We start from the raw sequence: 24,746 nt of genomic DNA, 5'->3' as shown, positions 1-24,746 counted from the left end.
AGTCATGATGATAAGACGTAATATGAAAAAAATGCTGCTAACAGGGCTACTGGTGACGCTGACACTGCCAGTGCTGCTGCTTCCAGGGCAGGCGCTAGCTGGCGAAGCCCCGTATGAGGGGTATACGTGGAATCAGTCCGGCAATGAGGTCCGCTCGATTAATGGTTATCTCTACGATTCTTCTATCGATCCAACAGGAACAGATACGGGGTCCTTCAAAAATCCGGAATCTCTCTTTATTAGTGATGACGATTCACTCTACGTAGTAGACACGGGCAATAGCCGTATTGTTCATATGGATAAGGACGGTCGTCTGCTAAATCTGATCGGTGATGCGGAAGGCAGCGGCAAGCTGCAGGAGCCGAAGGGTGTATTCGTGAAAGAGGATGGAACGGTATATGTAGCAGATACAAAAAACGCGCGTATTGCTATTTTTGATAAAAATGGCAAGTTCGTAAAAGAGTTTCTAAAACCGGATAGCCCATTACTGGGTGCTAATTTCTCTTATTCTCCTTCTAAATTAGTTGTAGATAAGCGTGATTATATGTATGTGGTGAGCGATGGTAACACGCAGGGGTTGCTGCAAATTGACTCGGGCGGTAAGTTCAAGGGGTTCTATGGAGCGAACCATGTAGGCTTCTCCTGGACACGACTCTTAATTAAGCTGGTGGCCACCAAAGAGCAGCAGAACCAGCTGGCGACCGTTAAACCTTCTGAGTTCTCCAACGTGGATCTGGATGAAGAAGGATTTATCTACAGCACAACCCTGGGCGAAGAGTATAACCAGATCAAACGGTTATCTCCGGTAGGCGTAGATACGCTGAACATTGGTAAACACTGGTATGGCGATTATTACTCCGAGGGTCCATTCAGTATGGCTTCCTTTATGGGGATCAGTATTGATAAGAACGGATTTATAACCGCGCTGGATTTGCAGTCCAGTAAAGTCTTTCAATATGACAAGCTGGGGAATTTGTTATTCAGCTTCGGCGGGATTGGGGATCAGAATGGACTCTTCGTGACTCCTTCCGCCGTAGATCAAACCGCTGATGGTTTGATCTATGTAGTGGATAAAGGACGGGGCAGAATCGATCGCTTCCGGACCACGCCGTTTGCGGATTTGGTTCATCAGGCATCTTTGCTATATGTAGATGGCAGCTATGACGAAGCGCAATCCTTATGGCAAGAGGTGCTGCGATTGAACGCCAATTATGATATGGCTTATCAGGCTATTGGCAAAGCGCTTTATAAAGCAGAGCAATATAAGGAATCTATGAGCTATTTCAAGCTTTCAAATTCCAAAGCTGACTATTCATCCGCTTTCCGCGAATATCGTAAATTGTATATCCGGGAGCACTTTACTTATTTCTTCGCCGGCGGAATTGGACTGTTCTTAGTACTGTTCTGGAGTGCGCCGAGATTATACCGGAGATTCCATGCCTGGCTGTATAGAGGAAACAAGGCAGTTTTGGACCCGGCAAAGGGGGAGATTGGATGAACACTTTGCGAATGATTCATCAGGTTGTAGTTCATCCTTATCAGTTCTATAACGATATTCAAGGAAAGCAGCGTATCCGCTGGATACAGGGGATTGCCATCGTTCTACTGACCTTTGTGGCACGAATGATCTCGATTCTGATTACAGGGTATGCTTTTCAAACTAGAGAGCCGCATGAAATCTCTATGTTTCATGAGTTTATTTGGCTTATCGTTCCTTGGTTGACCTGGTGTATTTCGAACTGGGGTGTCAGTACGATTATGGATGGTGAGGGGAAATTTAAAGAGATTTTTGTGGGTAGTGCCTTTGCGCTTGTTCCATACATGCTCTTTATCATCCCAGTCACACTGCTAACGTTGGTCCTTTCGCTGGATGAGGCTTCAACCTTCAATCTGCTGCACAAGTTTGTGATTCTATGGGTGGCTTGGTTGATTTTAATGAAGGTGAAGATCCTGCATGATTTTGAGATTCGCAAGGTTATTTTTATCACCATAATCAGTGTAATAGGGATCGCCATTATCTGGTTTGTAGGCATTTTGCTGTTTGGTATTTCCAATCAATTTGTTTCATTTATTGTCGATCTGCTCAAAGAGTTGAGATTGCGCGCGTAAGGAGGGAAAGGTAACACGATGAGAAAAAAAGTTAAAGTGCGGGGCATTCTCTGTATTGTTGTGATGATGCTGTTCGCAGTGATAAATGTTCAACCCCTACACAGTTCCGCCGATCCGTCTACCGCTGCGCAGTCTGTTCAGACTGAAGAAAGCAAAGAGGTTGGGCAAGAGGAAACATCGGTGGTGACTGAACCAGCTGAAGGGCAGGCCACTGCTGTGCAAGAAAAGGAGACCACGGCTCCGGCAGAAGAGCAGGCTCCAGCAGCTGTAGCAGCACTTGTTCAGAAGGTTGAGCTGCAGCCGGTCACGCCTGGAACAAAAGCACTGGAGAACGAACGCTATATTTTATATGTAGATGAGAAATCGGGGAATCTTCGCATCACAGACAAAATCACAAACAAGGAGTGGCTTGGATCTCCACAGCTGGAGCGAACAGCCATGCCAAATATTAAGAAATACACGACCGCGCCGATTTATGCCAGATACACACAGGGGGCTGATATTACACAGGTCTACCCACTTAAAGATGAAGACTCCACGGTTACCGTAACGATTGAGCAAGATGTCGTCCGCGCGGAGTTTGCTTTTATTAGCCTGAAGCTTTCTTTTGCTCTGGAGTACAGACTGACTGCTAATGGATTTGAGGCTTCCATTCCACAGGAGTATTTGAAGGAAGAGGGGAATGCGAAATTCACGAGTCTGGAGGTGCTGCCATTTTTTCATGCGGCTAGAGAAGATGCAGAGGGGGCAATGATGCTTCCAGATGGTTCAGGGGCATTGCTGGAGTTTCGGAAAGATCATCCCGCTTATTTGAAAGGTTATTCTGAATACATTTACGGCGGGGACGAAACCTTCGTGAAACAAAATCATGAAATTACGGATAACTCTTGGCAAAAGGCGGCACCTCTTAAAAAAGCTATCGCTTTGCCAGTGTTTGGAATCTATCAGGGAGACACAGGATATTTAGCAATTGTTACTAAGGGAGATACCGACGCTAAAATCAACGGTGTTCCATCAGGCATTCGCGCTATTTCGCTTTATAGAGCATCAAGTGAATTTACCCTGCGCAAGGATGATGTTATTTTTGTCGGCAATTCCGGCCAAATTCCTTATTATCAGGGTGAGATGATCAAAACCGATCGTAGCGTACGTTATGTTCTGCTCCAAGGTGAGGAAGCCAACTACGTTGGGATGGCGAAGGAATACCGTAATTACTTAATGGAAGAGAAAAAGGTCAAGGAAGTAGTTCTTGAGAACACGCCATTGTATCTTCAAGTGCTCGGTGGGATTTCACGTGATGAAGTCATCGGTTCAACTTTTATAGAAGCAGCTACGTTTAAACAAATCAAGGACATGATTGATCAATATCAGGCAGAGGGTGTTACTCAGCTAGAGATTACGATCGAGGGATGGTCCAAAAATGGTTTATACGGAAACCAGCCAGAACAATTCCCTGTTGAGAAGAAGCTGGGAGGCAAAAAGGGACTTAAAGAGCTTCAGGAATATGCCGCAGGCAAGGGCGTAAATCTTTATTTGAAAGCTAACTACGTGAAACCTTTCCAAGATAGCAACGGCGTGAAGGCAAGCAGAGATGCTGTGCGCGGTATTAATCGTGAAGTCTTGAAGCAGTACGTCTATTATCTCTCTACCCGGTGGAATACGGATGATTATTTCTATTTAATGAAACCTAGTGTTATCGCAAAACGCAGTAATGCTGAGTTAAGCAAGTTTCAGGATCTGGGTGTGAAGGGTGTACAGTTTGAACACTTTGGAAGCTTGCTATACTCCGATGAGGATAATAAATCCAATACGGACCGCCAGCTTACAGAAGATACTTATGTTAATGCATTGGATAACTTCCGTAAGGGTGAGCTTAACACGGCAGTAGATTATGGTTTTGCCTATACATTAGGACATGTGAACCGGATTGATCAGGTGCCGCTCGACTCCAGTCAATTTGTCTATACAGATCGGGCGATTCCTTTTTATCAACTAGTGTTACACGGCTTAGTGCCTTATACAGCAAGCCCGGTTAATCTGTACGATGATTCCCGTAACCAAACCTTACGGGCGCTGGAATATGGAGCCCTTCCAAGTTATGAATTAACCTATGCTCCGACTAGCGATCTTCAGAGAACCATGGCAGACCGGCTGTTCAGCTCTAGTCTTGAGAACTGGCTGGCACCTTCTGTGCAGAATTATCTCGCATTGAAAGAGGTCTATGACAGCATTAGCAACCAGCAAATGACGAATCATGAGCAGCTGCAAAGTAAAGTCTTTCGGACGACTTATGCAAACGGTGTGAGCATTATAGTCAACTATAATGAGCAGTCTGTTGACGTGTCTGGTCAGACCGTCGAGGCATTCGGCTATGCGGTAACAGGAGGATGATGAAGTGAAAAAATCAAAGCTATCGATGCGAGCGCGTTATTTCGTTGAAGGATATTCCTTCATCGGCCTGTGGCTGGTCGGATTTCTGGTGTTTATGGCTGTTCCGCTGGGCCGTTCCTTGTATTATTCCTTTCAGGATCTCCAAGTGAGCAAAGGCGGCTTACTGGCCACTTTTGTTGGGATGGAGCATTATCGCGCCGCTTTTACTACAGATGTTAATTTCTTGCCTCTGCTCAAATCGACGATGGTGTCGACGGTGACTCAGGTTCCGTTAATTCTTATCTTTTCGCTCTTTTGTGCGATTCTGCTAAATCGCGGACTCGTAGGAAAAACCTTTTTTCGTGGCGTGTTCTTTTTGCCGGTCATCATTGCTTCAGGGGCGATCCTGGGCAAATTGATGGATCAGGGTGCCGCAAATTTACCGATTTTTTATAATCAGGATTTATATGATAAGCTCCATAACTTTATCCCCGGCGACATTTTGAAGTCGTTGCTGAAATATGCAGAATCTTTAACGCTGGTGATGTGGGATTCTGGCGTGCAAATTCTGATTTTTCTAGCGGGGTTACAGACGATTTCTGTTTCACTGTATGAAGCGGCCAAATGTGATGGAGCAACCGCGTGGGAAAGCTTTTGGAAAATCACCTTCCCGATGATTATGCCGATGATGCTTGTAAACACGTTGTTTAGTATCGTCAGCTCATTCACGAAGGCAGATAATCAAATCATGAGTCATATTTTGAATGTCGTCTTTAAGAATAATGATTTTGGATATGGCTCAGCGATGGGCTGGATTTATTTTGTGTTTATTTTCTTGGTTCTGGGTTTGGTCTTCCTGTTATTCAGCAAGTCGCTCGGTGCCACCGAAGGGAGGAAGTAGAAGATGTTGAAGGAATCCGTAAAGCAGGTTCGGACAACGAACATGGAACATCTGACAACTCGTCTAAAAGCAAGCGGCAGGCTGGACAGGGTCGTGAAACGTTCGCTTCAGGTGCTGAATATCGCTTTTTATTACTTGGTTATTCTCAGCTTAACGTTCGTATTCCTATATCCCTTGTTATACATGGTATCCAAATCCATGATGCAAGTAACAGATGTAGCTGATGCCACAGTGCAATGGCTTCCGAAAAAGATAAGTTTTGGCAACTATTTTCTGGCATGGGATTCGCTTAAATTCTGGGCCGGGTTCGCAAATAGTGCGATTATTTCTTTCGGGAGTGCGGTTCTGCAAATCTTAAGCTGTTCCTTAATCGGTTATGGTTTTGCCAGATACCGTTTCCCAGGCTACGCAGTATGTTTCGTTCTGCTGCTGTTTACTTTTCTAGTTCCACCGCAGACGATTGTTGTGCCACTGTATTTGTTCTTTAGTGACTTGGGGTGGATTAATACACATTTGCCGTTTGTGGTTCCTTCTATGTTTGGGCACGGGTTGAAGGGGGCATTATTCGTACTGATCTTTATTCAGTTCTATCGCGGAATGCCTAAAGTGTTGGAGGAAGCAGCACGTATCGATGGTGCAGGCGCATTCAGAGCGTACTGGAAAATCATGTTTCCTATCGCCAAGCCGGCAATGCTGATCGTATTCTTGTTCTCTGTGGTATGGCACTGGAATGACAGCTTTGAACCGAATACGTATTTAACAACACCGGATTTCTATAATCTGTCGCAGCGATTAGCGATGTTTTATGGTTCCAATAATCAGGCAGCGGAGACGATGTCGCAAATGACTTCGGGTTCTATTGGGATGGCCCCAACTGGACTGAATCAGGTTATGGCGGCGTGTATTCTAACCATTCTGCCAATTCTGATTCTGTATTTGTTCGTACAGCGTCATTTTGTAGAAAGTGTGGAACGCTCCGGTATTGCCGGGGAATAACTTTATTTACTAAAAACCAGCAAGCTCCCTGTGTGGAGGCTTGCTGGTTTTATTTTTAGGTAAAGGGTCTTCAAATTAGTATATCAATTCGGTTAAGATGGATAAGTATTCGATAAACTGTATTAGAAATACACATCCAAACCAAGGGAGTCAGACGATGAATAAACGCACATCGGGATTTGAGCACAGTACAGTATCCATTGCTGAGAAGAAAGTTACTTGGCTGGAGCTATTTTATGATCTGCTTTTTGTAGCAGCAGTTTCAAAAGCGAGCCATGTCCTATTGCATGTAGAGGCTGGTACAATTCCACTTGAATACTTATCCAAATTTATCTTAATATTTATTCCGATCTGGTGGGCTTGGGTAGGGCAATCGCTTTTTGTGAATCGGTTTGGGCAAGATATCTTTTCACATCGGATATTCTTGATTCTACAATTATTTTTTGTATTAATAATGACGGCGAGCTTATCGGTTAACTTTGATCAATATTATATGCCATTCTTAATAGGTTATGTTGGTTTAAGAGCTATGACAGCCATTCAATATCTTACGATAAATAAGAATGAAGCGGCTGATAGAAAGGGCACTGCCCGGTATTTGGGAAGCAGATTTTGGATTGGATTAGTGATCTCTTCTTTATCACTTTTCTTTGACTCTTGGATGCGTTATGTAGTTTTGTATGCGGGAATTACTGTAGACATTCTGCTTCCATTAGTAGGCCGGAAATACTTGGTAAAAAGTCCGATCAATACTCATCATTTATTGGAACGCTTTTCGCTGTTTACGCTTATTCTGCTTGGGGAATCAGTGGTCAGTATCCTTGCGGTTTTACAGTCTAGCCACTGGACGTGGCAATCTATTGTATTTGCATTATTAACTTTTCTATTAATTATAGCTATGTGGTGGCAATATTTTGATAATGTTGAAAAGAAAGTGGATAAGACTATAGAGACTGCCGGGCAAACCATAATTTACGGGCATTTATTTATTTATGTATCCTTGAGTATGATTGCAGCTTCGATCCAACTGTTATTTTTAGATCAATTAAATTATATATTTATGGTGTGTTTTGTTTTTGGATCGGTCCTGCTCTACTTCTTCTCTACCTCACTGGTCTTCCATAAATATAGACGTATACAGCAACGGTTAGGGATATTCCATTTGGCGTTGTTATTAGGTTTACTTGGTGTTTTTTTCGCAGTAGATTTGTTGTTCCTTATACCTAATTACCTGATCATTGGTGAAATGATGTTATTTTTTGTGGTATATGCAAAATTAACGACGTAAGCTTGTTGTGCCGAAGCTGAATAAGAAAACAAGAAGGAAGCTGATCCGTGTGATCGGCTTCCTTCTTGTTTTAGATCCCATGAAATATAATCTATCTAGTTACGATCGAACGGGGAGGCTTATTTCATAATATGTATAAGATTGTATTTTTTGATGTGGACGGTACTCTAAAGAGTGAAATTGATAGAAGTATCCCACTTAGCACGATAGAAGCAATTGAGAAGTTGATAGAGAGAGGAATTAAAGTCGTAGTTGCAACAGGGAGACCGCATAACTTATGTGAAGAGTTCAAGTCTATGGGCATTGATACCTTTATTTCTGCTAACGGTGCGCTTATCAAATGTAAGGATAACGTTATCTATAAATCAACGCTTTCAACAGAAACCGTGCGGGAACTCTCGGCTTTTGCTGAGTTGAACGGACATGGCATGTCCTATTTCACCGAATTTTTAACTATGAACGGAATAGGTTCCGAGGATGAGCGCGTTATGAAGGCATTAAAGGAGACTTTGAGTCTTACACAATATCCCGAAAAATTGAGCGCTCTGCCAGAGGAGGTTTACTGTATATGCTTGTATGCGGACGAAAATGAAGCGCAAAAATTCCAAGATAGATTTCCTGAATTACGGTTCGAACGTTTTCACGGATACGTTATGAATGTGCTTGAAGAAACAAAAGTTTCTAAATCAACGGCGATTAAACAAGTGCTGGATTATCTGAGTATTAGCAAGTCAGAGGCTATCGCGTTTGGTGACGGTGGGAATGATATCGACATGTTGGAGTATGTGGGGTTGGGAATTGCGATGGGAAACGGAGCGGAACAGTTAAAACAAAAAGCCGATTTTGTTACAAAAAAAGCAAGTGAAGACGGGATAGCCTACGCATTAAAGAAATTTGGTGTCATTTAAGCTTGCAGCAAACGAGTTGAAGAAAAATTAATAGCGATCATTTGTACAAATCTAACAGCGACAGCCCAAGACTTTATCAGTCTATGGCTGCGGCTGCTTTATGGATTGTGTGGTATCCACACATAGAACTGCATGTGATTCCTGGTTCTTACTGCCCTAGAAGAGCCGGCACAATAAATCGGCCGAAAACATTTGCAGGAGAGCCTTTTTTGTACTTATCCGCGGTGATAACGGCAACCAGCTCGTAAGCAGGAACTACAATGATATGCTGCCCTTTAAAGCCGAGTGCAAAATAATAAGGGATCTCGTTGGGCTGTTGCTCTGAACCTGCATTGAATTGGGATACCCACCAATGCCAGCCGTAGAATCCTTTTTGCGGATGATTGGCTTCAACGTAAGGGCGGGTAGATTGCTGAATTGTATCTGAAAAAAGGATCTGCTGATCCTTCCAGCGTCCCTCTTGCAAATAAAGTAAGCCGAATTTCAGCATATCCTCCGGCTTCAGATGAAGTCCGAACCCACCGGTATGTATGCCTTGCGGATCGCTCTCCCAGTGATAGCTTTGAATGCCAAGTGGTTGAAACAGCTGATCTTCGGCAAATTCTGCAACCGCCTGTCCAGCACAATCACGCAGGATTGCGGACAAGAGCTGAGAGGAGCCTGAGTTATAAGTCATCACGGTTCCTGGTGTATGAGCTAATGGCTGTGCAAGCACAAATTTTATCCAGTCTGCGGTTTTAGTCATGGCCGGAAAAGAATTCTGCCCACCAAACTCTGTCCAGTTAAAGCCTCCGGTCATCGTTAATAAGTGTTCGATAGTGATCTCTCTTTTACGTGGGTCACGATCTTCTTTTAATGAAGGAAAAAATAAAGAAATAGGTGTGTCTGGAGGTGGAATCATTTGTTTATCTATGGCTATGCAAACTAAGGCGGAGAGTACGCTTTTGGTGCACGAGTTGATTTTGCCAAGCTCTTCAGCGATTTGTGGATCGCGGTAATGCTCCAGTATGGGTTCTCCATGTTGAATGATCAAACAACTGCGAATGTCTAGGTTAGTAATACCGTCAATAAGCGGCTGAAGGTTCCAGTCAGTAATGTCGGTGACCCCCTTTCTAGATGAATTATAGCTGCAACTGTTTACCATTATAGCTCACATCACAAAAATGTCGTAATTTCCTGTCGTTAAATAATTATGGAAAATACAAGAAAATATCTGTATAATAATATGAATCACGTGTTAGAGGAGGATGAATTCTTTTGAAAAGCAATAGTACTCTTTTTGTTCATCAAACAGCTAAAACGGTATTAATCACTTCCGTTGCACTCGCGTTACTCTTACCCCCTGGCTTAGCCGCAGCCGATTCTATATCTGTTAATAGCAACACTTTGGTAACGCAGGTTAGTACGCAATCAGGGGCTCCAGCTACGACTACGAAATCTGAGGCTGATCCTGCAAAAGTGAAATTCACGCAGGAGCAAGCCATTGCAAAGTTAAAAGAACTATTCCCATCCCTAAAGGATGCAACTGTAAACAATGTCCAACTGGGATCTAACCAAAGCTACCCAGCTCCAGCAAATCAAATGATCTGGCATATTCAGTGGCAGGTTCAAGAAGGGAATATGGGATATGGTTTTAGCAGTGAGGTAGACGCCATTAATGGTGATATCATCAACACCTATCTCTCATTCTCCCAGGAGAAGAACGAATCCTATTATCCACCGAAAGTATCGCAGACTCAGGCATTGGAGATCGCCAAGACTTTTGTGGCTAAGGCAGCCTCATCGGTTAAGAGCAGTGAGCTGCAATTAAATGAGAATGTTGGTTATAGTTATTTTTCGGAATCATTATTCGGTCCTGTTCAATATGGATATAACTTCAGTATTCTGAAAAATGGTATTCCTTCTGGATCGGACAGCATTAACATAGTTGTGGATGGTAACGGAACTGTAACGCAATTCTCTAAGTCTTCTCAAGGGCTTGAGTACCCGTCTGCACAGCCCAAGATTACCTTGGAGCAAGCACAGAAGCAATTTGCGGAACAGTTTGATGTGGGCCTATTTTACATTCCTATTTATAAGAACGGAAAACCTAACAACTGGATCCTAGGCTGGCGTCCAATAGATCAGTCTCAATATCCTATCGATGCATTAACGGGCAAGCGGATAGATTATGAAGGAAAAGAATCCGTATCCACCTCAGTCGTGTATTCAGAAGTAGCGAAGAGCAAGGATGTTTTTCAGGCAAGAAGTTCTAGTACAGAGCTTTCTGCAAAAGAAGCAGCACAGCTTGTAGAGAAGGTTGCTTATATCCCGGCAGATCGTAAATTGATCTCGCAAACCTTGAGAAATGACTATCAGGATTCAGATCGGAAAATCTGGCAGCTATACTGGGGCAGTAATGGAAATGATCGTTACATTGGTGCTGGCTTTCCAGAACAATCCTCTGCCGAGATCGATGCAAAGACCGGTGAAGTATTGCAGTACCAGGTTCAAGCTTATGGTGCTATTCAGGATAAGAAGAAGGAAGAGCCGGCACCTGCTGGAGGTAAGAAGCTTAGTGAGGCTGAAGCGAAGGTGAAAGCGCTTAGTATAATTAATAGTCTATATCCTCAGGCGAGCCAGAAGCTAAAGCTGGTAGAATACGGGGATAATTCGAGTTTGACTTCAGACGGATCAGGATATGGATACCAGTTTATTAGATATCATCAAGGAATTCCTGTGAGTGACAGCACCATTACGGTAAGCTTGGATCTTTACGGCAGACTGACTTCTTACATGGGGAATCGGATAAGCGGTATCGATGGAATCACATTATCGCCTGATGCAACAATTTCCAAGAAAGAAGCGCTCGAAAGTTATAAACCTAAATATCAGACTAAACTGAAGTATACTCAGGTTGGCGGATACAATACTTATAGTAACTATGTCGCACCGAAGGTGAAGCTGGTATATGATACAACCTTTGATGAATCTAATGGATTGAATCAGGTTTTGGATGCAGCCACTGGAAAATGGGTTGCGGTGTATGATTACCTCGGTCAGCAAGATGCTCAACTATCTGCAACGGATATCAAAGGTCATGCAGCAGAGCGGGAATTATCAGAATTGGTAAACCACCATGTGATTACACCGGATGCCGATGGCAAAGTGAACCCGGATCAAGAAATAACTGTCGGTGATTGGTTATCCTATCTTGCCAAAGCTTCTAGTCCAAATTTCACCAATTATTATAATAATAATGAACGAAAAACTGTGGCAGGCGTGAAGCCAGAGAATTCATATTATGATGCAGTTATTTTTGCAGCAGATCGTAAATGGATCAATAAGGATGAAAGCCTGCAAGTAGAGAGTAAGTTAACCCGGGAACAGCTTGCTGTTCATCTGGCTAATTTCTTGAAATACAATAAACTCACAGCTTATCTTGATAAAGATGTGACTGTAAGTCAGTTTAGTGATAGCTCAGCTATAAACAATAAAGGGGCCGTGGCTCTTGTTGTGAAATTGGGACTCTTAAAGGATGACAACGGCAAGTTTAATCCGCAGCAGAATGTAACAAAAGCGCTGGCGGCTTCGGTGATCATGAAGCTAGTGGAGCTGCAAGGAAAGACCGATCAGATCATTGGTCAATAAGTGTTAAAAAGACAGCCAGGCAGCGATTCTCCGACGATTGGAGAATCGCTGTTTGGTTTTTTAGTTTGCAGCGCGGCGGATTGACTAAAGCATCTCTATCTGGCAGATGCAGTTTCCAGTATTCTCTCAGCATTTTTTGTGCGCCGATTCTTGCTGGAATCCGCAAAATAACTGCATTCTATACAGCTATTTCTTATGCAAAAGGTGAATGTGTATCTTTAATTGCATTCTCTGCAACTAAAAACTAGAGAATTCACCTACTGGCGAGAAAAGCAAGAATATAAGTGTACGGAATACACTTATATCCTTTGGCCGAGTGATTTGATGCATTATAAGTGTACTAAATACAATTAAACGCGTAATACCGCGTAATTCAACGTAATTCAACGCTTAATTTAATCCTTCGCGTAATCCTGAACGCAATCCTCCGCGCAATCCTCAGTCCATTCCTCCGCGCAATCCTCAGTCCAATCCGCCTACACTATGCACCGCCGGCTCACTAAATAGGTAATCTTGACGGCTAAGATTCTTAAGGGATAGCATAAGGATCAGCCTCTTTTTTGTGTAATTAATTACCAATACGTAGACACTTACAAACTCACAGTATTATGATAATCAGAGTGACCCTAAAGCGGAGCTTTGTTAGGCGAACATGAATAGGTAAAGAAAAGATACCGAATGTAAACGGTTCACACTCGCTGTGTTAACGCTTTCTTCTTACAATTAGGATATAGAAAATAAGGGAGGTTCAATAGATGAAAAGAAAGATTAAAGGCTTGCCTTTAATGGCATCGGCCATTGTTTTATCATTAGTTTTCAGTGGTTGCTCCAGCAATAATAGTGGAAACAGTAGTAGTACCGCAGAGGGAAACACTAGTGCGCAAACGGAAATGGAAGGCGGCCCTTTAACCAAATATGATCCGCCGATCAAACTTCGCTCCACGATGAACGAAACAGGCAAAGAGACGTTGGCGCAGGGCGATACACATTCCAATAACATCTGGACCAGAGGATACGAGGAAGAGCTTGGGATTAAAGTGTCCTATGACTGGATTGTGGCTGATGCCAACTATAACGATAAAATGAACGTTACCTTGGCGAGCGGGGATTTGCCTGATTTGTTAAAGGTGTCCACGGTGCAATTTGAGCAGCTTTATGAAGCTGGCATGTTGGAGGATTTGACCGGGGTATTTGATAAATATGCTTCGGATCTTGTCAAAGAATATTACGCAGAAGAGGACGGAGCAGGGCTAAAGCCGGTTACGAAAGATGGAAAACTGATGGCGATGGTAAGCTTCCCGGGTTCGCTGGATTCCTCTGATATGATATGGATTCGAAAAGACTGGATGGACAAGCTGAATCTGGCAGAGCCAACATCCATGCAGGATATTATTAAGATTGCAGAAGACTTTACATTTAAAGATCCAGACGGAAATGGCAAACAGGATACTTACGGCATTTCGTTGAACAAGGACTTGCCAATCAATGCGTTTCTACTCGGGTACCATGCTTACCTGGAAACTTGGATCAAAAACGCCGATGGCGAGGTTGTGAATGGTACGATTCAACCGGAGGTAAAGGCTGGACTTGCGGAGCTGCAAAGATTGTATAAGGAAGGAGTCATTGATCCAGAGTTTGGGGTAAAAGACTTTGCCAAAGCGATGGAGGATGTGAATGCTGGTAAATCCGGTATGTTATTTTTGCCGCAATGGGCCCCTTTCCAAGTAAAGGACATGATTAAAAAGGATCAAAATGTTAACTGGGTGCCTTATCCAGTACAATCTATTGATGACCAACCTGCCAAAACCCAAAACCATCTTACGATTGGAGGCGTATTCGCGGTCCGTAAGGGCTACGAGCATCCGGAGGCATTGATCAAGCTGCTTAACTTCCAAGCAGAGAAAATGTTTGGGGAGTCCGCTAAAACAGAACGGGCAAAATATTTGAACGGGGACACAGGTCTGGGCTTCCAAAACGCGGTTGTATCCAACCTGCCACCGAACAAAAATGTAAAGGCACAGGATGAAGTGGAAAAAGCCCTTGAATCGGGAGATACCTCAAACATGGGCCTTGAAGCTAAATTATTCTATGATGATATTCAAAGCTACCGCGGTGGAGATCTTGATAAATGGCATATGGAACGGATCTTTGGGCCGCTTAGCTCACAATCGGTTATCAAACACTACCGCGACAATGACTTGGTGTTGATGAATGAGTTCATTTATGCCCCAACTAAAACGATGAACAGCAAAGCGGCTACCTTGGATAAACTGCGTGCAGAGACCTTTGTCAAAATCATTTACGGAAGTCTTCCTATCGATGAATTCGACAAATTCGTAGCCAACTGGAAAAAGCTCGGTGGAGATCAAATAACGAAAGAAGTAAATGATATCGTAAAAGCAAACTAGTAAAAACGACGCAGAAGAGGACTGCCCCTAGTCATGATAATGACAAACGGGCAGTTCTTTTTTTGGCTGAACAGCTATTCGGTTCGATAACCAGGTCAACAAAAGATACTTAAAGTCAATACGCTACACTATTAAGGCAATTTGGGGCTGCTCTATAATTGAGATACAAGGAGGAGAAAGCATATGCACTTTAATACTAAGCAATTTCTACGTAATATTCCGCTCCATTTAATGATTTTACCTGCCTTAATAGTAATCATTATTTTTAGTTATATTCCGATGGCTGGCCTTGTAATTGCCTTCCAGAATTTTTCCCCGATTTCAGGGTTTAAGAATATGAACTGGACAGGGCTCGAAAACTTTCGTTATTTGTTTGAGCTTCCCGGTTTTGGTCAGGTCGTATGGAATACTGTATTTATCTCCGTCATGAAAATTATTGCTGGGCTGACCGTGCCAGTTATAGCGGCTTTATTGCTTAATGAGGTTCGTGTAAACGGCTTCAAACGTTCGATTCAGACGATTATTTATATGCCGCACTTTTTCTCATGGGTTATCTTGGGCGGGATTATCGTAGATGTACTGTCTCCGAGCAGCGGGATTGTCAACATGCTTTTAAAAGCACTAGGCATGCAGCCTATTCAATTTCTAGCGGACAATAGCTGGTTCCCATACGTACTAGTGATCACAGATCAATGGAAGGAGTTTGGATTCGGGACGATTATTTATTTGGCGGCTTTAACCAGCATTGACTCCTCTCTTTATGAAGCTGCTGTAATCGATGGTGCCGGAAGATGGAAGCAGACCTGGCATATTACGCTTCCGGGTATTCGCCCGATTATGATCCTGATGCTTACACTCAGCCTTGGCAACGTCCTGAACGGGGGATTTGACCAAGTGTTCAACCTGTACAATCCGCTAGTGTATGAATCAGGTGATATTTTGGACACGATGATTTACCGAATTGGTCTACAGGATGCTCAGTACTCTGTATCGACCGCACTAGGATTGATAAAATCGGTAGTTTCCTTCGTATTTATCGGGCTGGGTTATTATCTGGCGTATCGTTTTGCTAAATATCGGATTTTTTAGAGAGAAAGGAGTGGACTAAATGCACCATACTTCAACTGCTTATCGTTGGTTTCTCCGCTGCAATTATGTATTTCTGACTTTGCTCGCGGTGCTTTGTCTTTTTCCAATCGTGAATATTCTGGCGATCTCCTTCAGCTCCAGCGCAGCTGTTAACGCGGGTAGCGTAACCTTCTGGCCTGTGGATTTCACACTTTCTTCCTATAAATATATCCTTCAGAACAACCAGTTCATTCACTCCTTCGGAACTAGTCTGCTCCGGGTAGTGCTTGGGGTATCCGTTAACTTGTTGTTTACGATTCTAGTAGCTTATCCGCTGTCTAAAGAGGCAAAGTCCTTCCGCTCACGGACCGTGTATGCCTGGATTTTTGTGTTCACGATGCTCTTCAGCGGGGGTCTGATTCCTGGCTATTTAATTGTAAAAGAAATGGGGCTGCTGGATAGCATCTGGTCGCTTGTTATACCGGGCGCGGTGCCGATCTTTAATGTTCTGCTTATGCTCAATTTCTTCAGAGGTTTGCCCAAAGAATTGGAGGAAGCCGCATGGATGGATGGCGCGGGACACTTACGCACGTTATGGAGTGTGTACCTGCCGGTATCTATGCCAAGTATTGCGACCATTACGTTGTTCGCTTTGGTAGGTCACTGGAATGCATGGTTCGATGGCATGATTTATATGAGAAGCCCGGAACATTATCCGCTGGCCACCTATTTACAATCCATACTTCAGCAGGTATCGATCCAGACCGAAAATATTACTTTTGAACAAGCTGCGTTATTAAACCAAATCTCAGACCGTACAACGCAAGCCTCCCAGATCTTCTTGTCTATCATTCCGATCCTGGCGATTTATCCGTTCCTGCAAAGATATTTTGTGCATGGACTAGTCGTGGGTAGTGTAAAGGGTTAAACTGGACTGGACCTAAAAATAAGAAGGAGCCTGAACATGGCTCCTTCTTTATTATTATTCGATAGAAGAGGGAGAAAATTCCAATGAAATCATTCTCCATCGGGTGGAACCCCGATTCCATTGTGATCAAGCTGATCGGAGCTTTCCTATTGGTCATGCTTCCACTCTGCGCGCTGAGTATATCTATTACCTACTATAGCTCCAACCAAATGCAAGCTGAAGTGGAGAGGGCGAACGAATCGAAGGTTCATTTTTACTACAGCCATCTTGAATTTGAGCTGCAACGGATAACGGGCTTAGTCACGGAGTACTCTCAGGATGAAACGCTGGCTACTTTCAGTACCCGTATTCCAATTATGAGCCGGTACGAAGTGGATTCTAATCTGAACAATATATACACCAAGCTAAAACAAATCAAAGAAACCAGTCCTTATATTAGTGATGTTGTGTATTATGTACCGGAAATTAATAAGCGGGTTAGCGCTGCGGTGGGGGTTAGGGATGTCACCAACGAGGAATGGCAAAGTCTGCTGGCCACTATGGGTAATCTGAAGGGTGCTTTATCTAAATACGAAGACGAGTTATATTTACTGCGCAGTAATCCCTATAATCTGGATCGTAATCTTTCACCTAATTTTTTGCTGGGAGTGAAGCTTTCCTCACCTGAGCTTGAGTTGCGTTTGAAAGAATTTGCGGTATCAGGGGGGAGCGATATTACGTTAGCCTTCGGCAATAACGATTATGTGATATCAACTTCTGACCAGAAGCCTAGGTTGTTCCCCATAGAGAAACCTCTAAATAGTGAAGAGACTGTAAGTGTGCAGCGGTATCGTTTTGATAATTCTTTTTACTATTCGCTCTACGATCACAGCAATAACTTTAGGCTGACCGCAAATATTCCCAATACGGTGCTCATGAAACCGATTCATGTCTACTCATTGTTGCTATGGTTGTTGTTCGTTGTCTCGATAGTGATCATTATCTTGTTCTCTTTATGGACGTACAGGATGATTCATCGCCCGATGTCTATTCTTATCAGAGGGTTTAAGAAAGCGGAGCAGGGGCAGACGGGGATCTTTATTACTCACTCCCGCAGGGATGAGTTTGGGTATCTATATTCTCGTTTCAATGAGATGCTTAAGCATCTGAATACGTTAATCGATGAGAACTACGTGCAGCGTATCCGGACAGGGGAAGCGGAGCTTAAACATTTACAATCGCAGATCACCCCTCATTTTCTCTACAACAGTCTATTTAGCATAAAACAGATGGCTGAGGTGGAAAATGTAGAGCTGATCAAGGAGTTCTCTGATTATTTAGGGCAATATTTTCGGTACATGACCCGGGATTCCGCCCAGGAGGTTACTTTGCAGCAAGAGCAGGAGCATGCTTTGGTCTATCTGGCTATACAGCGGATTCGTTTTGGCGCGAGAATTAGAGCTGAGGTAGATGAGATTGCAGCGGATTGCCGGGACATCAAAGTCCCACGGGTTCTCCTACAGCCCATTATTGAAAATGTATTCGAGCATGGGCTTAAGCAAAAAAGCAGCAATGGCCTATTAAAAATGAGTTATGAAAAAGTTGAGCATACGCTGACTATTATAATAGAAGATAACGGTGACTCACTTAGTGAGGACAAGTTAAATCTCTTGCAGCGCCAGTTCTCCGAGCAGAATGCCATTCAGGGGGAAATCACGGGTTTATTAAATGTGAATCAGAGATTGAGGATCAAATTTGGTTCCCCTTATGGCTTGATGGCAGAGAGAAGTTGTTTGGGCGGACTTTGTGTAAGAGTCAATTTACCGCTTAAAGGGGACGTGCAGGATGCAACGAATGATGATAGTTGATGATGAGCCTAATATTTTGGATGGGCTGTACGAATTTTTTGTAAAGGCAGATTTTAAAGATTTGGAGATCATAAAGGTTCATTCAGCGGATCATGCCATAGACTGGCTTAATACCGTAAAAATAGATATTGTGCTTAGTGACATCTGTATGCCGGGTATGGATGGAATGGCGTTAATTCAGGAAATTGTCGACCGCTGGCCACGTTGTAAAGTAATTCTGCTGACAGGACATAATGAATTCGATTTTGCCCATCAGGCGATCCGAAATCCATGTGTAGTTGACTATTTATTGAAGACAGAGGGGATGGATAAAATTCGTGCCGCTGTGGAGCTGACTTTGGAGAAAATATCTTCAGAAGAGGATTATTTCTATAAAAGCCAGTGGCTTCGCGACAAGCTCCCGCGCGCGCTGCCCCAGTTACAGCAGCAATTATTACACGATATTCTAAGACGCACCGAACGGATAGACCGGCAGAGCTTGCAGGTTGAATTCGACGCCATTCAGCTCCCGTTCAACGCGGATGGACCCGTCCTGCCTATTATTCTGCGAATGGAGGCTTGGCGAAATTATGAAACGGCTTCTGACCGGAGCTTAATTCGTTATGCGGTAGCCAATATTGCGGAGGAGCTGCTCAGCGACAAGGTTGAAGTTAAGGCTGTGGATCTGGATCCGGGGACGATAGCTTGTTTTGTTCAGCCTAAAAGTGAAAGTGTATCCTCAATCAAGGAAGAAGAGCTCTGGTTAAAAACGCTCCGCTTCGTCCACGGAACAATGGAATCCGTTCAGCAAGCCTGTGGCAAATGTCTGCAACTATCTGTGTCTATTATCGCTAGTGATCAGGAAGTGCATTGGCATGAGCTGAACTATGCCTTGAACCGTTTACGATTAGCCATTTTTGATAGCCCCGGACTTGGGATGGAAAAGCTGCTGAGGATAAATACCAAGGAAGTGAGCCCAAGTCCAGGTTCTATGCATAATCGAAATGCAACAGCGGAACTACTGCTCGACTATTTAAAACAACGGCTGCTTGAAGGTGATCTCGATTGGGGCACATCTTTTCGCAAATGGGTGGAGCTCTCGGGGGAAGGTGGGCCGGAGGATCCTTTTTTGAGATTAAGATTACTGTCTGGGATCAGCAACACCCTGCTGCAGACTTTACAAGAGTTAGGTTTAACGGAAAAAGCACATAGCGGTATGAATTTATCACGCATGTTATATTTTAATATCAATACACACTGGTCGGATGTCATCTCTTTTTATCACACGTTTTTTGAATGGATTATCTCGAACAGAAGCGCTACCTATAAACATGATGAATCGAATATCCTGTCCATGATCCACCAATATATTAAATCCCATCTGGCCGATGATTTATCCTTAACCCGGATTGCGCAGGAAGTCTCACTTAATCCGTCCTATCTGTCACGCTGGTATAAAAGAACGACAGGGAAGGGGATTTCTGATTATATTCTGGAGAAAAAAGTGGAGCTGAGTAAGGAGCTGCTGCTTGGAACTGCTCTAAAAATGCACGAGATCTCCGGCCAGCTCGGGTTTAGTGATCAGCACTATTTTTTTCGATTCTTCAAAAAAACCGTTGGCTGTACGCCGCAGGAATATCGAGAGCAAAAACGAGGATAAATAGCAATACCCCGAAAGACGGACACCTGTTCAGAAGGTGCATCTTTCGGGGTATGGTTTGTGGCTGTATTTTAACGATTACTTACCGAGTTGTTTGTCTACTTCTCGAACCGGATTCTCGCCAACATTCTCTTCAACCTTGTGGCTACTCATAAACCAGCCGATTACAGCGATGAGTACGAGCACAACGTAGAAGGTGGCTTTCCACCAGGTACTATGAGCGAAATCTTCGGACAGAACACCAAGTGAAGGGTGCGCCAATGTAATGACTGAGAGCTTAACACCCACCCAACCTACGATAAAGAAGGCTGCAATTTCAAGTCCTGGACGGGAATGCAGCAACTTAACGAAGAAGGAAGCTGCGAAACGCATAATGACCAGACCGATAAATCCACCGGCAAAGATGACGAGGAATTGTCCGCCATCAAGGCCTCCGATTTTTGGAAGACCACTTGCAGGAAGAGCAACCGCGAGTGCAACTGCGGCTAGGATGGAATCGACCGCGAAGGCGATGTCAGCAACTTCTACCTTCAGAACAGTAAACCAAAAGCTGGATTTCTTTTTATTGACCGCACCGTCAGTGCCGCTTTCAGCAGCTTCATCTGTGACAGGTTTCTTAAACAACAGTTTTCGGAAAATATGATTACCCGCGATAAATAATAAATAAATCGCGCCGATGGCTTGTACTTGCCAGATATCGACCAGATAGGAGATGACAAATAGCGAACCGAATCGGAACACGAAGGCCCCCGCTAATCCGTAAAACAACGCTTTTTTTCTTTCCTCATCAGGAAGGTGCTTAACCATAATTGCCAATACCAATGCGTTATCTGCGGCGAGTAGTCCCTCTAGTGCTACCAGAACAAGCAATACCCAACCGTACTCTAATAATAATCCCCAATCCATTACTGTTGTCCTCCCTTTTTGAATGCAAATATCTACCAAAAGATATCTACCCTACCATTTTAACCAAATTTATATAAAAAAGACCTTTACCAAACAGATTAGCCTTTGGAATAAAGGTCTAACCTGATTGGTAAAGGTCTCGCTAACAATGTGAATTGCCAATAAAGCCGGAGAATATCCTCATATTCTCGTATTGACGACTTTATTTAACAGCTACTCCCCTTTACGGGATATATTAAATTTTTAAGATTATTCAATGTGTTCTTGCCTAAAGAGATCATATACGAGATGAAAGTCATTGTCAATAAAAGTTGCAGAAATAAATGGGATTATATCTATTTATAATCTAGAATTTGGCCTAGAAACATGACATAGTGCTCAGAATTAAGTGTAAATAAACAAAGTGAAAACGGAATTAGAGCTGAACAGGTTATATAACCTTACATAGAAATCTTAATTGTAATGTAAACCTCCGGAATTGCGGGTTGTCTGGCTGCGTTGGAAGCCGTAAAATGGGTTACAAGGGTAGGGACGACTTATGCGGGCGTAATGCATCGCTTCAATTCACTCGACTTCGCCTGTTACAGCGTCCATATTACCCGTAATCCGAATTGCACTTGCTGCGGAGAGGAAGGTAAACCGTGAAAAGTCTCAGGCTATGCGATACGACACTTAGGGATGGTGAACAGGCGGCTGGAGTTTCATTCACGAGGGAAGAAAAGCTGGAAATCGCAAGGTTGCTGTCGGAATGCGGAGTGGAGCAAGCAGAGGTAGGAATTCCTGCCATGGGCAAGCAAGAGCAAGAAGATATTGCGGCTATCGCTGATTTAGGTCTACCTATGAAGATGATGACTTGGAATCGGGCTTTGGAAAGTGATATCGACAAAGCTTGGGCGACGGGTGTGAACTGGAGTCATGTATCGATCCCTGTCTCGGAAATTCAATTACAAGGTAAGCTAGGTTTAACACCTGCCAAAGGTCTGACAAGATTACTGCATGCGACGGAATATGGTCAACGGCTAGGAATGACTGTGTCGGTGGGGATGGAGGACTCTTCAAGGGCAAGTATGGAGTACTTGGTTGAACTGGTAAATACATTATATAGAGAAGGCATTCGTTGGTTCCGTTATGCAGATACGGTATCTGCTCATCATCCGGGTCAAATGGCAGAGCGGGTAAGCACATTACTTAGTGCTGTTCCTGTAGATGTAGAGCTTGAGGTACACTGCCACAATGATTTTGGTCTTGCGGCTGCAAACACACTTAGCGGTATTGCCGCGGGTGCGGTCTGGGCAAGCACTACGGTAGCAGGGATTGGTGAACGTACCGGGAATGCAGCAATGGAAGAAGTAGTGATGGCTTGGCGTTATCTTTATGGCGGGGAGAGCAGCGTACGTCCGGAGTGTTTGAAAGGGCTGGCGGATAGGGTGATCACAGCCTCGGGCCGAAGTGTCGGCGATGCCAAACCAATCGTCGGATCACTCGCCTTCACACATGAATCTGGGATACATGTTGACGGTTTGTTGAAAGAAACAGCCACCTACCAGACCTTTGATCCCACAGAGGTGGGGAGAGCACATCATTTTGTGTTAGGTAAACATTCCGGAAGTGGTGGAATCATACATGTACTGAACGCACATGGTTTAGAGGTTAGTGCTGGAACCGCGGGACGTTTGCTTGAACGGGTGAGAGACTATGCCGAAGTTAATAAAGTGAATGTGCCAGAGCTCCTCTTGGTTGAATGGCTGAGGGAGGATTGGCAACGACCGTAAGAGATATTAGTAAGAATGAATAAAGGCTGACAAGACGGGTATGAAACCTGTCTTGTCAGCCTTTTAATGTTGTTAGGATTAAGTTTATTGTGTTAGCCCTTAACCGCTCCAGCGGTAATTCCCTTGGTCATCTGTTCTGTGAAGAGCAGGTAGATCAGGATGGTTGGGATAGCGATGATCGTCATAACCGCGAACTGTGCACCATAGTTGGATGAATACTCACCAGTGAATTTCATAATGGAGAAGGGAATCGTCTTAAGATCTTCCGAGGTGAGGAAGGTATTCGCCATAATGAATTCATTCCAAGTGCTGATGAAGTTGAGCACACAGATGGTTGCCAGCGCGGGTTTGGTGATGGGCAGGATGATACGGAAGATTAACCCGTAAATGCCACTGCCATCAATAACGGCGGACTCTTCAATAGCCCGTGGGATGGTCTCCAGGAACCCGGTCATAATCAGGACACTCATGGGGATGACAATGGCTGAGTAAGGCAAAATCAATGTATACATATTGTTCAGCATCCCAAGCTTGTTAAACAGAATGAAGTTTGGCAGCAATGTGGCGTGAATCGGGATGATCATGCCTAACATGATTAGAGAGAGGACAATGCCACTTAGCTTCCATTTCATCCGGGTAAACGCATATCCCATCATCAGGGACACCAGCGCAGAGAGCATAACAGTTATCACTGTAATGATAAGACTGTTGGCAAAATAACGTGGCACACGCCCGTGGGTAAAAGCGTTTCGATAGTTCTCCCACTGGGGTGGAGAGGGCCATTTCAGAAATGAGCTTCCAAAGAACTCACCGCTCTTGAGCAGGGAATAATCGATCAACCAAATAAGCGGAAATAACTGAATCAACGCGATGATACACAGGAACACCATCATTAGGATTTTGCCTGTTGTAGGCTTTCTGCGTTCTTGTTTGTGAAGGTTTAGCTTAGGGGGTGAAGCGGCAGGCGATAAGGAATTATTCATAGGATATCCTCCGGTTACAGGGTTTCTTTAAAATTCTCCGATATCTTTCTTTAAAATCTTGTTGAGGATAACGGTTAGGATCAGGCAGAACACAATAAACAGAATCGAAATGGCATTACCATAGCCGTATAGCGATGATGAGAAGGCGGTTTTGTACAGATAGTTCCCTAGGAACTGTGTGCTATTTGCAGGGCCACCGTTGGTCATTAAGAATACGGTTTCCATTTGCTTAAGACAGGTGGTGACGGCAATGATGATGGCAACCCGCATCATCGGCGAAAGCAGCGGAATGATGATACGCGTGTAGAGGGTAAAGTTGTTGGCGCCATCGATTCTTGCGGCTTCGCTTAAATCTTCCGGAATGCCTTGCAGACCTGAATAATACAGCAGCAGTGCATAACCAAAGCCTTGCCACATAACAACAATGATGATGCACCAGATGGCTGTCTTCGGATCACCGAGCCAATCATGCGTAAGTGCGTCCAATCCAACTCCGCTTAGCAGCTTGTTAAGCAGTCCGTAGTTCGGATGGAAAATTCCGGTCCACAGCTTGGCTGTGACGACGACGGAAATTACAGCGGGGATAAAAAAGATCGTCCGGAATATTTTTTCGTATTTGCCGGAATTGGTTAGGAATATCCCCATGAGAATGGCAAAGGGATGTTGTAAAAATACAGTGGCAGCGGTCAGGAGCAGGGCATTGACCAGCGATCTCCAGAACACTTTGTCATGAAATAGAATTTCGCGGTAGTTATCAAAGCCGATGAAATTGTATTTGCCGATTCCGCCCCAATCCGTAGAACCGTAATAAGCGCTCATGAAGATAGGGATGCAGATCATAAAAGCAAATAGGAACAGTCCAGGTGCGATGAGTAAGAATATCGCTTTTTTGTCGCTTAACACTCTGTGCATGGAAATCTCCGTCCTTTTAAAGAGTAATCTATCTATTACCATCGTAACGGGAAGCCAGGCACCGGAACATGCCGTAAATTT

At 43.8% G+C, this 24,746-nt stretch carries 18 protein-coding genes; 14 read left to right on the top strand and 4 right to left on the bottom strand.

Annotated elements, in window-relative coordinates:
• Window positions 1–4: 4 nt before the first annotated feature.
• From NST40_RS25495 to NST40_RS25465, 7 genes are all read left to right on the top strand, one after another.
• On the top strand, window positions 5–1,498 hold the full coding sequence (locus NST40_RS25495) for a hypothetical protein (RefSeq protein ID WP_342410111.1): 1,494 nt from the start codon (window positions 5–7) through the stop codon (window positions 1,496–1,498).
• Complete coding sequence (locus NST40_RS25490; protein WP_076277616.1) at window positions 1,495–2,109, top strand: YIP1 family protein; 615 nt, start codon at window positions 1,495–1,497, stop codon at window positions 2,107–2,109. The genes NST40_RS25495 and NST40_RS25490 overlap by 4 nt, the downstream gene beginning before the upstream one ends.
• 18 nt (window positions 2,110–2,127) lie before the next feature.
• The gene (locus NST40_RS25485) at window positions 2,128–4,500 is read left to right on the top strand and encodes a DUF5696 domain-containing protein (RefSeq protein WP_342410110.1); all 2,373 of its coding nucleotides are present in this window, start codon (window positions 2,128–2,130) and stop codon (window positions 4,498–4,500) included.
• A 4-nt stretch (window positions 4,501–4,504) separates the two neighbouring features.
• The gene (locus NST40_RS25480; protein ID WP_081382489.1) at window positions 4,505–5,380 is read left to right on the top strand and encodes a sugar ABC transporter permease; all 876 of its coding nucleotides are present in this window, start codon (window positions 4,505–4,507) and stop codon (window positions 5,378–5,380) included.
• Window positions 5,381–5,383: 3 nt separating this feature from the next.
• Complete coding sequence (locus NST40_RS25475) at window positions 5,384–6,376, top strand: carbohydrate ABC transporter permease (protein WP_342410109.1); 993 nt, start codon at window positions 5,384–5,386, stop codon at window positions 6,374–6,376.
• A 199-nt stretch (window positions 6,377–6,575) separates the two neighbouring features.
• Window positions 6,576–7,664 (top strand): low temperature requirement protein A, encoded by a 1,089-nt coding sequence (locus tag NST40_RS25470; protein WP_076220415.1) that lies wholly within the window; start codon window positions 6,576–6,578, stop codon window positions 7,662–7,664.
• A 131-nt stretch (window positions 7,665–7,795) separates the two neighbouring features.
• Window positions 7,796–8,572, top strand: coding sequence for a Cof-type HAD-IIB family hydrolase (locus NST40_RS25465; RefSeq protein ID WP_076277614.1), 777 nt, complete (start codon window positions 7,796–7,798; stop codon window positions 8,570–8,572).
• A gap of 148 nt (window positions 8,573–8,720) precedes the next feature.
• Here NST40_RS25465 and NST40_RS25460 read toward each other — a convergent pair whose 3' ends face one another.
• Window positions 8,721–9,716, bottom strand: a complete 996-nt coding sequence (locus NST40_RS25460; protein WP_081387614.1) for a serine hydrolase — start codon at window positions 9,714–9,716, stop codon at window positions 8,721–8,723.
• Between the two features lie 113 nt (window positions 9,717–9,829).
• Here NST40_RS25460 and NST40_RS25455 point away from each other — a divergent pair, with 113 nt between their 5' ends.
• The 6 genes from NST40_RS25455 (at window position 9,830) to NST40_RS25430 (ending at window position 20,092) form a co-directional block, all read left to right on the top strand.
• Complete coding sequence (locus NST40_RS25455) at window positions 9,830–12,202, top strand: YcdB/YcdC domain-containing protein (RefSeq protein ID WP_076277613.1); 2,373 nt, start codon at window positions 9,830–9,832, stop codon at window positions 12,200–12,202.
• A gap of 755 nt (window positions 12,203–12,957) precedes the next feature.
• Entirely contained in the window at window positions 12,958–14,610 is a 1,653-nt protein-coding gene (locus NST40_RS25450; RefSeq protein ID WP_076194604.1) for an extracellular solute-binding protein, read from the top strand.
• A gap of 183 nt (window positions 14,611–14,793) precedes the next feature.
• Entirely contained in the window at window positions 14,794–15,699 is a 906-nt protein-coding gene (locus NST40_RS25445) for an ABC transporter permease subunit (RefSeq protein WP_036679607.1), read from the top strand.
• Between the two features lie 19 nt (window positions 15,700–15,718).
• Complete coding sequence (locus NST40_RS25440) at window positions 15,719–16,606, top strand: carbohydrate ABC transporter permease (RefSeq protein WP_038573097.1); 888 nt, start codon at window positions 15,719–15,721, stop codon at window positions 16,604–16,606.
• Between the two features lie 83 nt (window positions 16,607–16,689).
• Window positions 16,690–18,453 (top strand): histidine kinase, encoded by a 1,764-nt coding sequence (locus NST40_RS25435; protein ID WP_076218886.1) that lies wholly within the window; start codon window positions 16,690–16,692, stop codon window positions 18,451–18,453.
• Window positions 18,431–20,092 carry a response regulator gene (locus NST40_RS25430; protein ID WP_076277612.1) on the top strand — a complete coding sequence of 554 codons (1,662 nt, stop codon included), beginning with the start codon at window positions 18,431–18,433 and terminating at the stop codon, window positions 20,090–20,092. Before NST40_RS25435 ends, NST40_RS25430 begins: the two co-directional genes overlap by 23 nt.
• 78 nt (window positions 20,093–20,170) lie before the next feature.
• On the opposite strand, the gene NST40_RS25425 is transcribed toward NST40_RS25430, so the two are convergent.
• On the bottom strand, window positions 20,171–20,998 hold the full coding sequence (locus NST40_RS25425) for a TerC family protein (RefSeq protein WP_036679597.1): 828 nt from the start codon (window positions 20,996–20,998) through the stop codon (window positions 20,171–20,173).
• A 641-nt stretch (window positions 20,999–21,639) separates the two neighbouring features.
• On the opposite strand from NST40_RS25425, the gene NST40_RS25420 reads away from it, so the two are divergent.
• Window positions 21,640–22,770, top strand: a complete 1,131-nt coding sequence (locus NST40_RS25420) for a homocysteine methyltransferase (protein WP_076277611.1) — start codon at window positions 21,640–21,642, stop codon at window positions 22,768–22,770.
• A gap of 92 nt (window positions 22,771–22,862) precedes the next feature.
• Here the strand turns inward: NST40_RS25420 and NST40_RS25415 are convergent, their stop codons facing one another.
• Entirely contained in the window at window positions 22,863–23,753 is an 891-nt protein-coding gene (locus NST40_RS25415; RefSeq protein WP_081387613.1) for a carbohydrate ABC transporter permease, read from the bottom strand.
• A gap of 27 nt (window positions 23,754–23,780) precedes the next feature.
• Window positions 23,781–24,665, bottom strand: coding sequence for a sugar ABC transporter permease (locus NST40_RS25410; protein ID WP_036679565.1), 885 nt, complete (start codon window positions 24,663–24,665; stop codon window positions 23,781–23,783).
• Between the last annotated feature and the right edge of the window lie 81 nt (window positions 24,666–24,746).

Origin of the sequence: Paenibacillus sp. FSL R10-2778, assembly GCF_038593035.1 — a bacterium.
GTDB lineage: Bacteria > Bacillota > Bacilli > Paenibacillales > Paenibacillaceae > Paenibacillus_AQ > Paenibacillus_AQ odorifer.
Note: the sequence above shows the minus strand (reverse complement) of the source record. Positions and strands in the feature narration are given on the sequence as shown.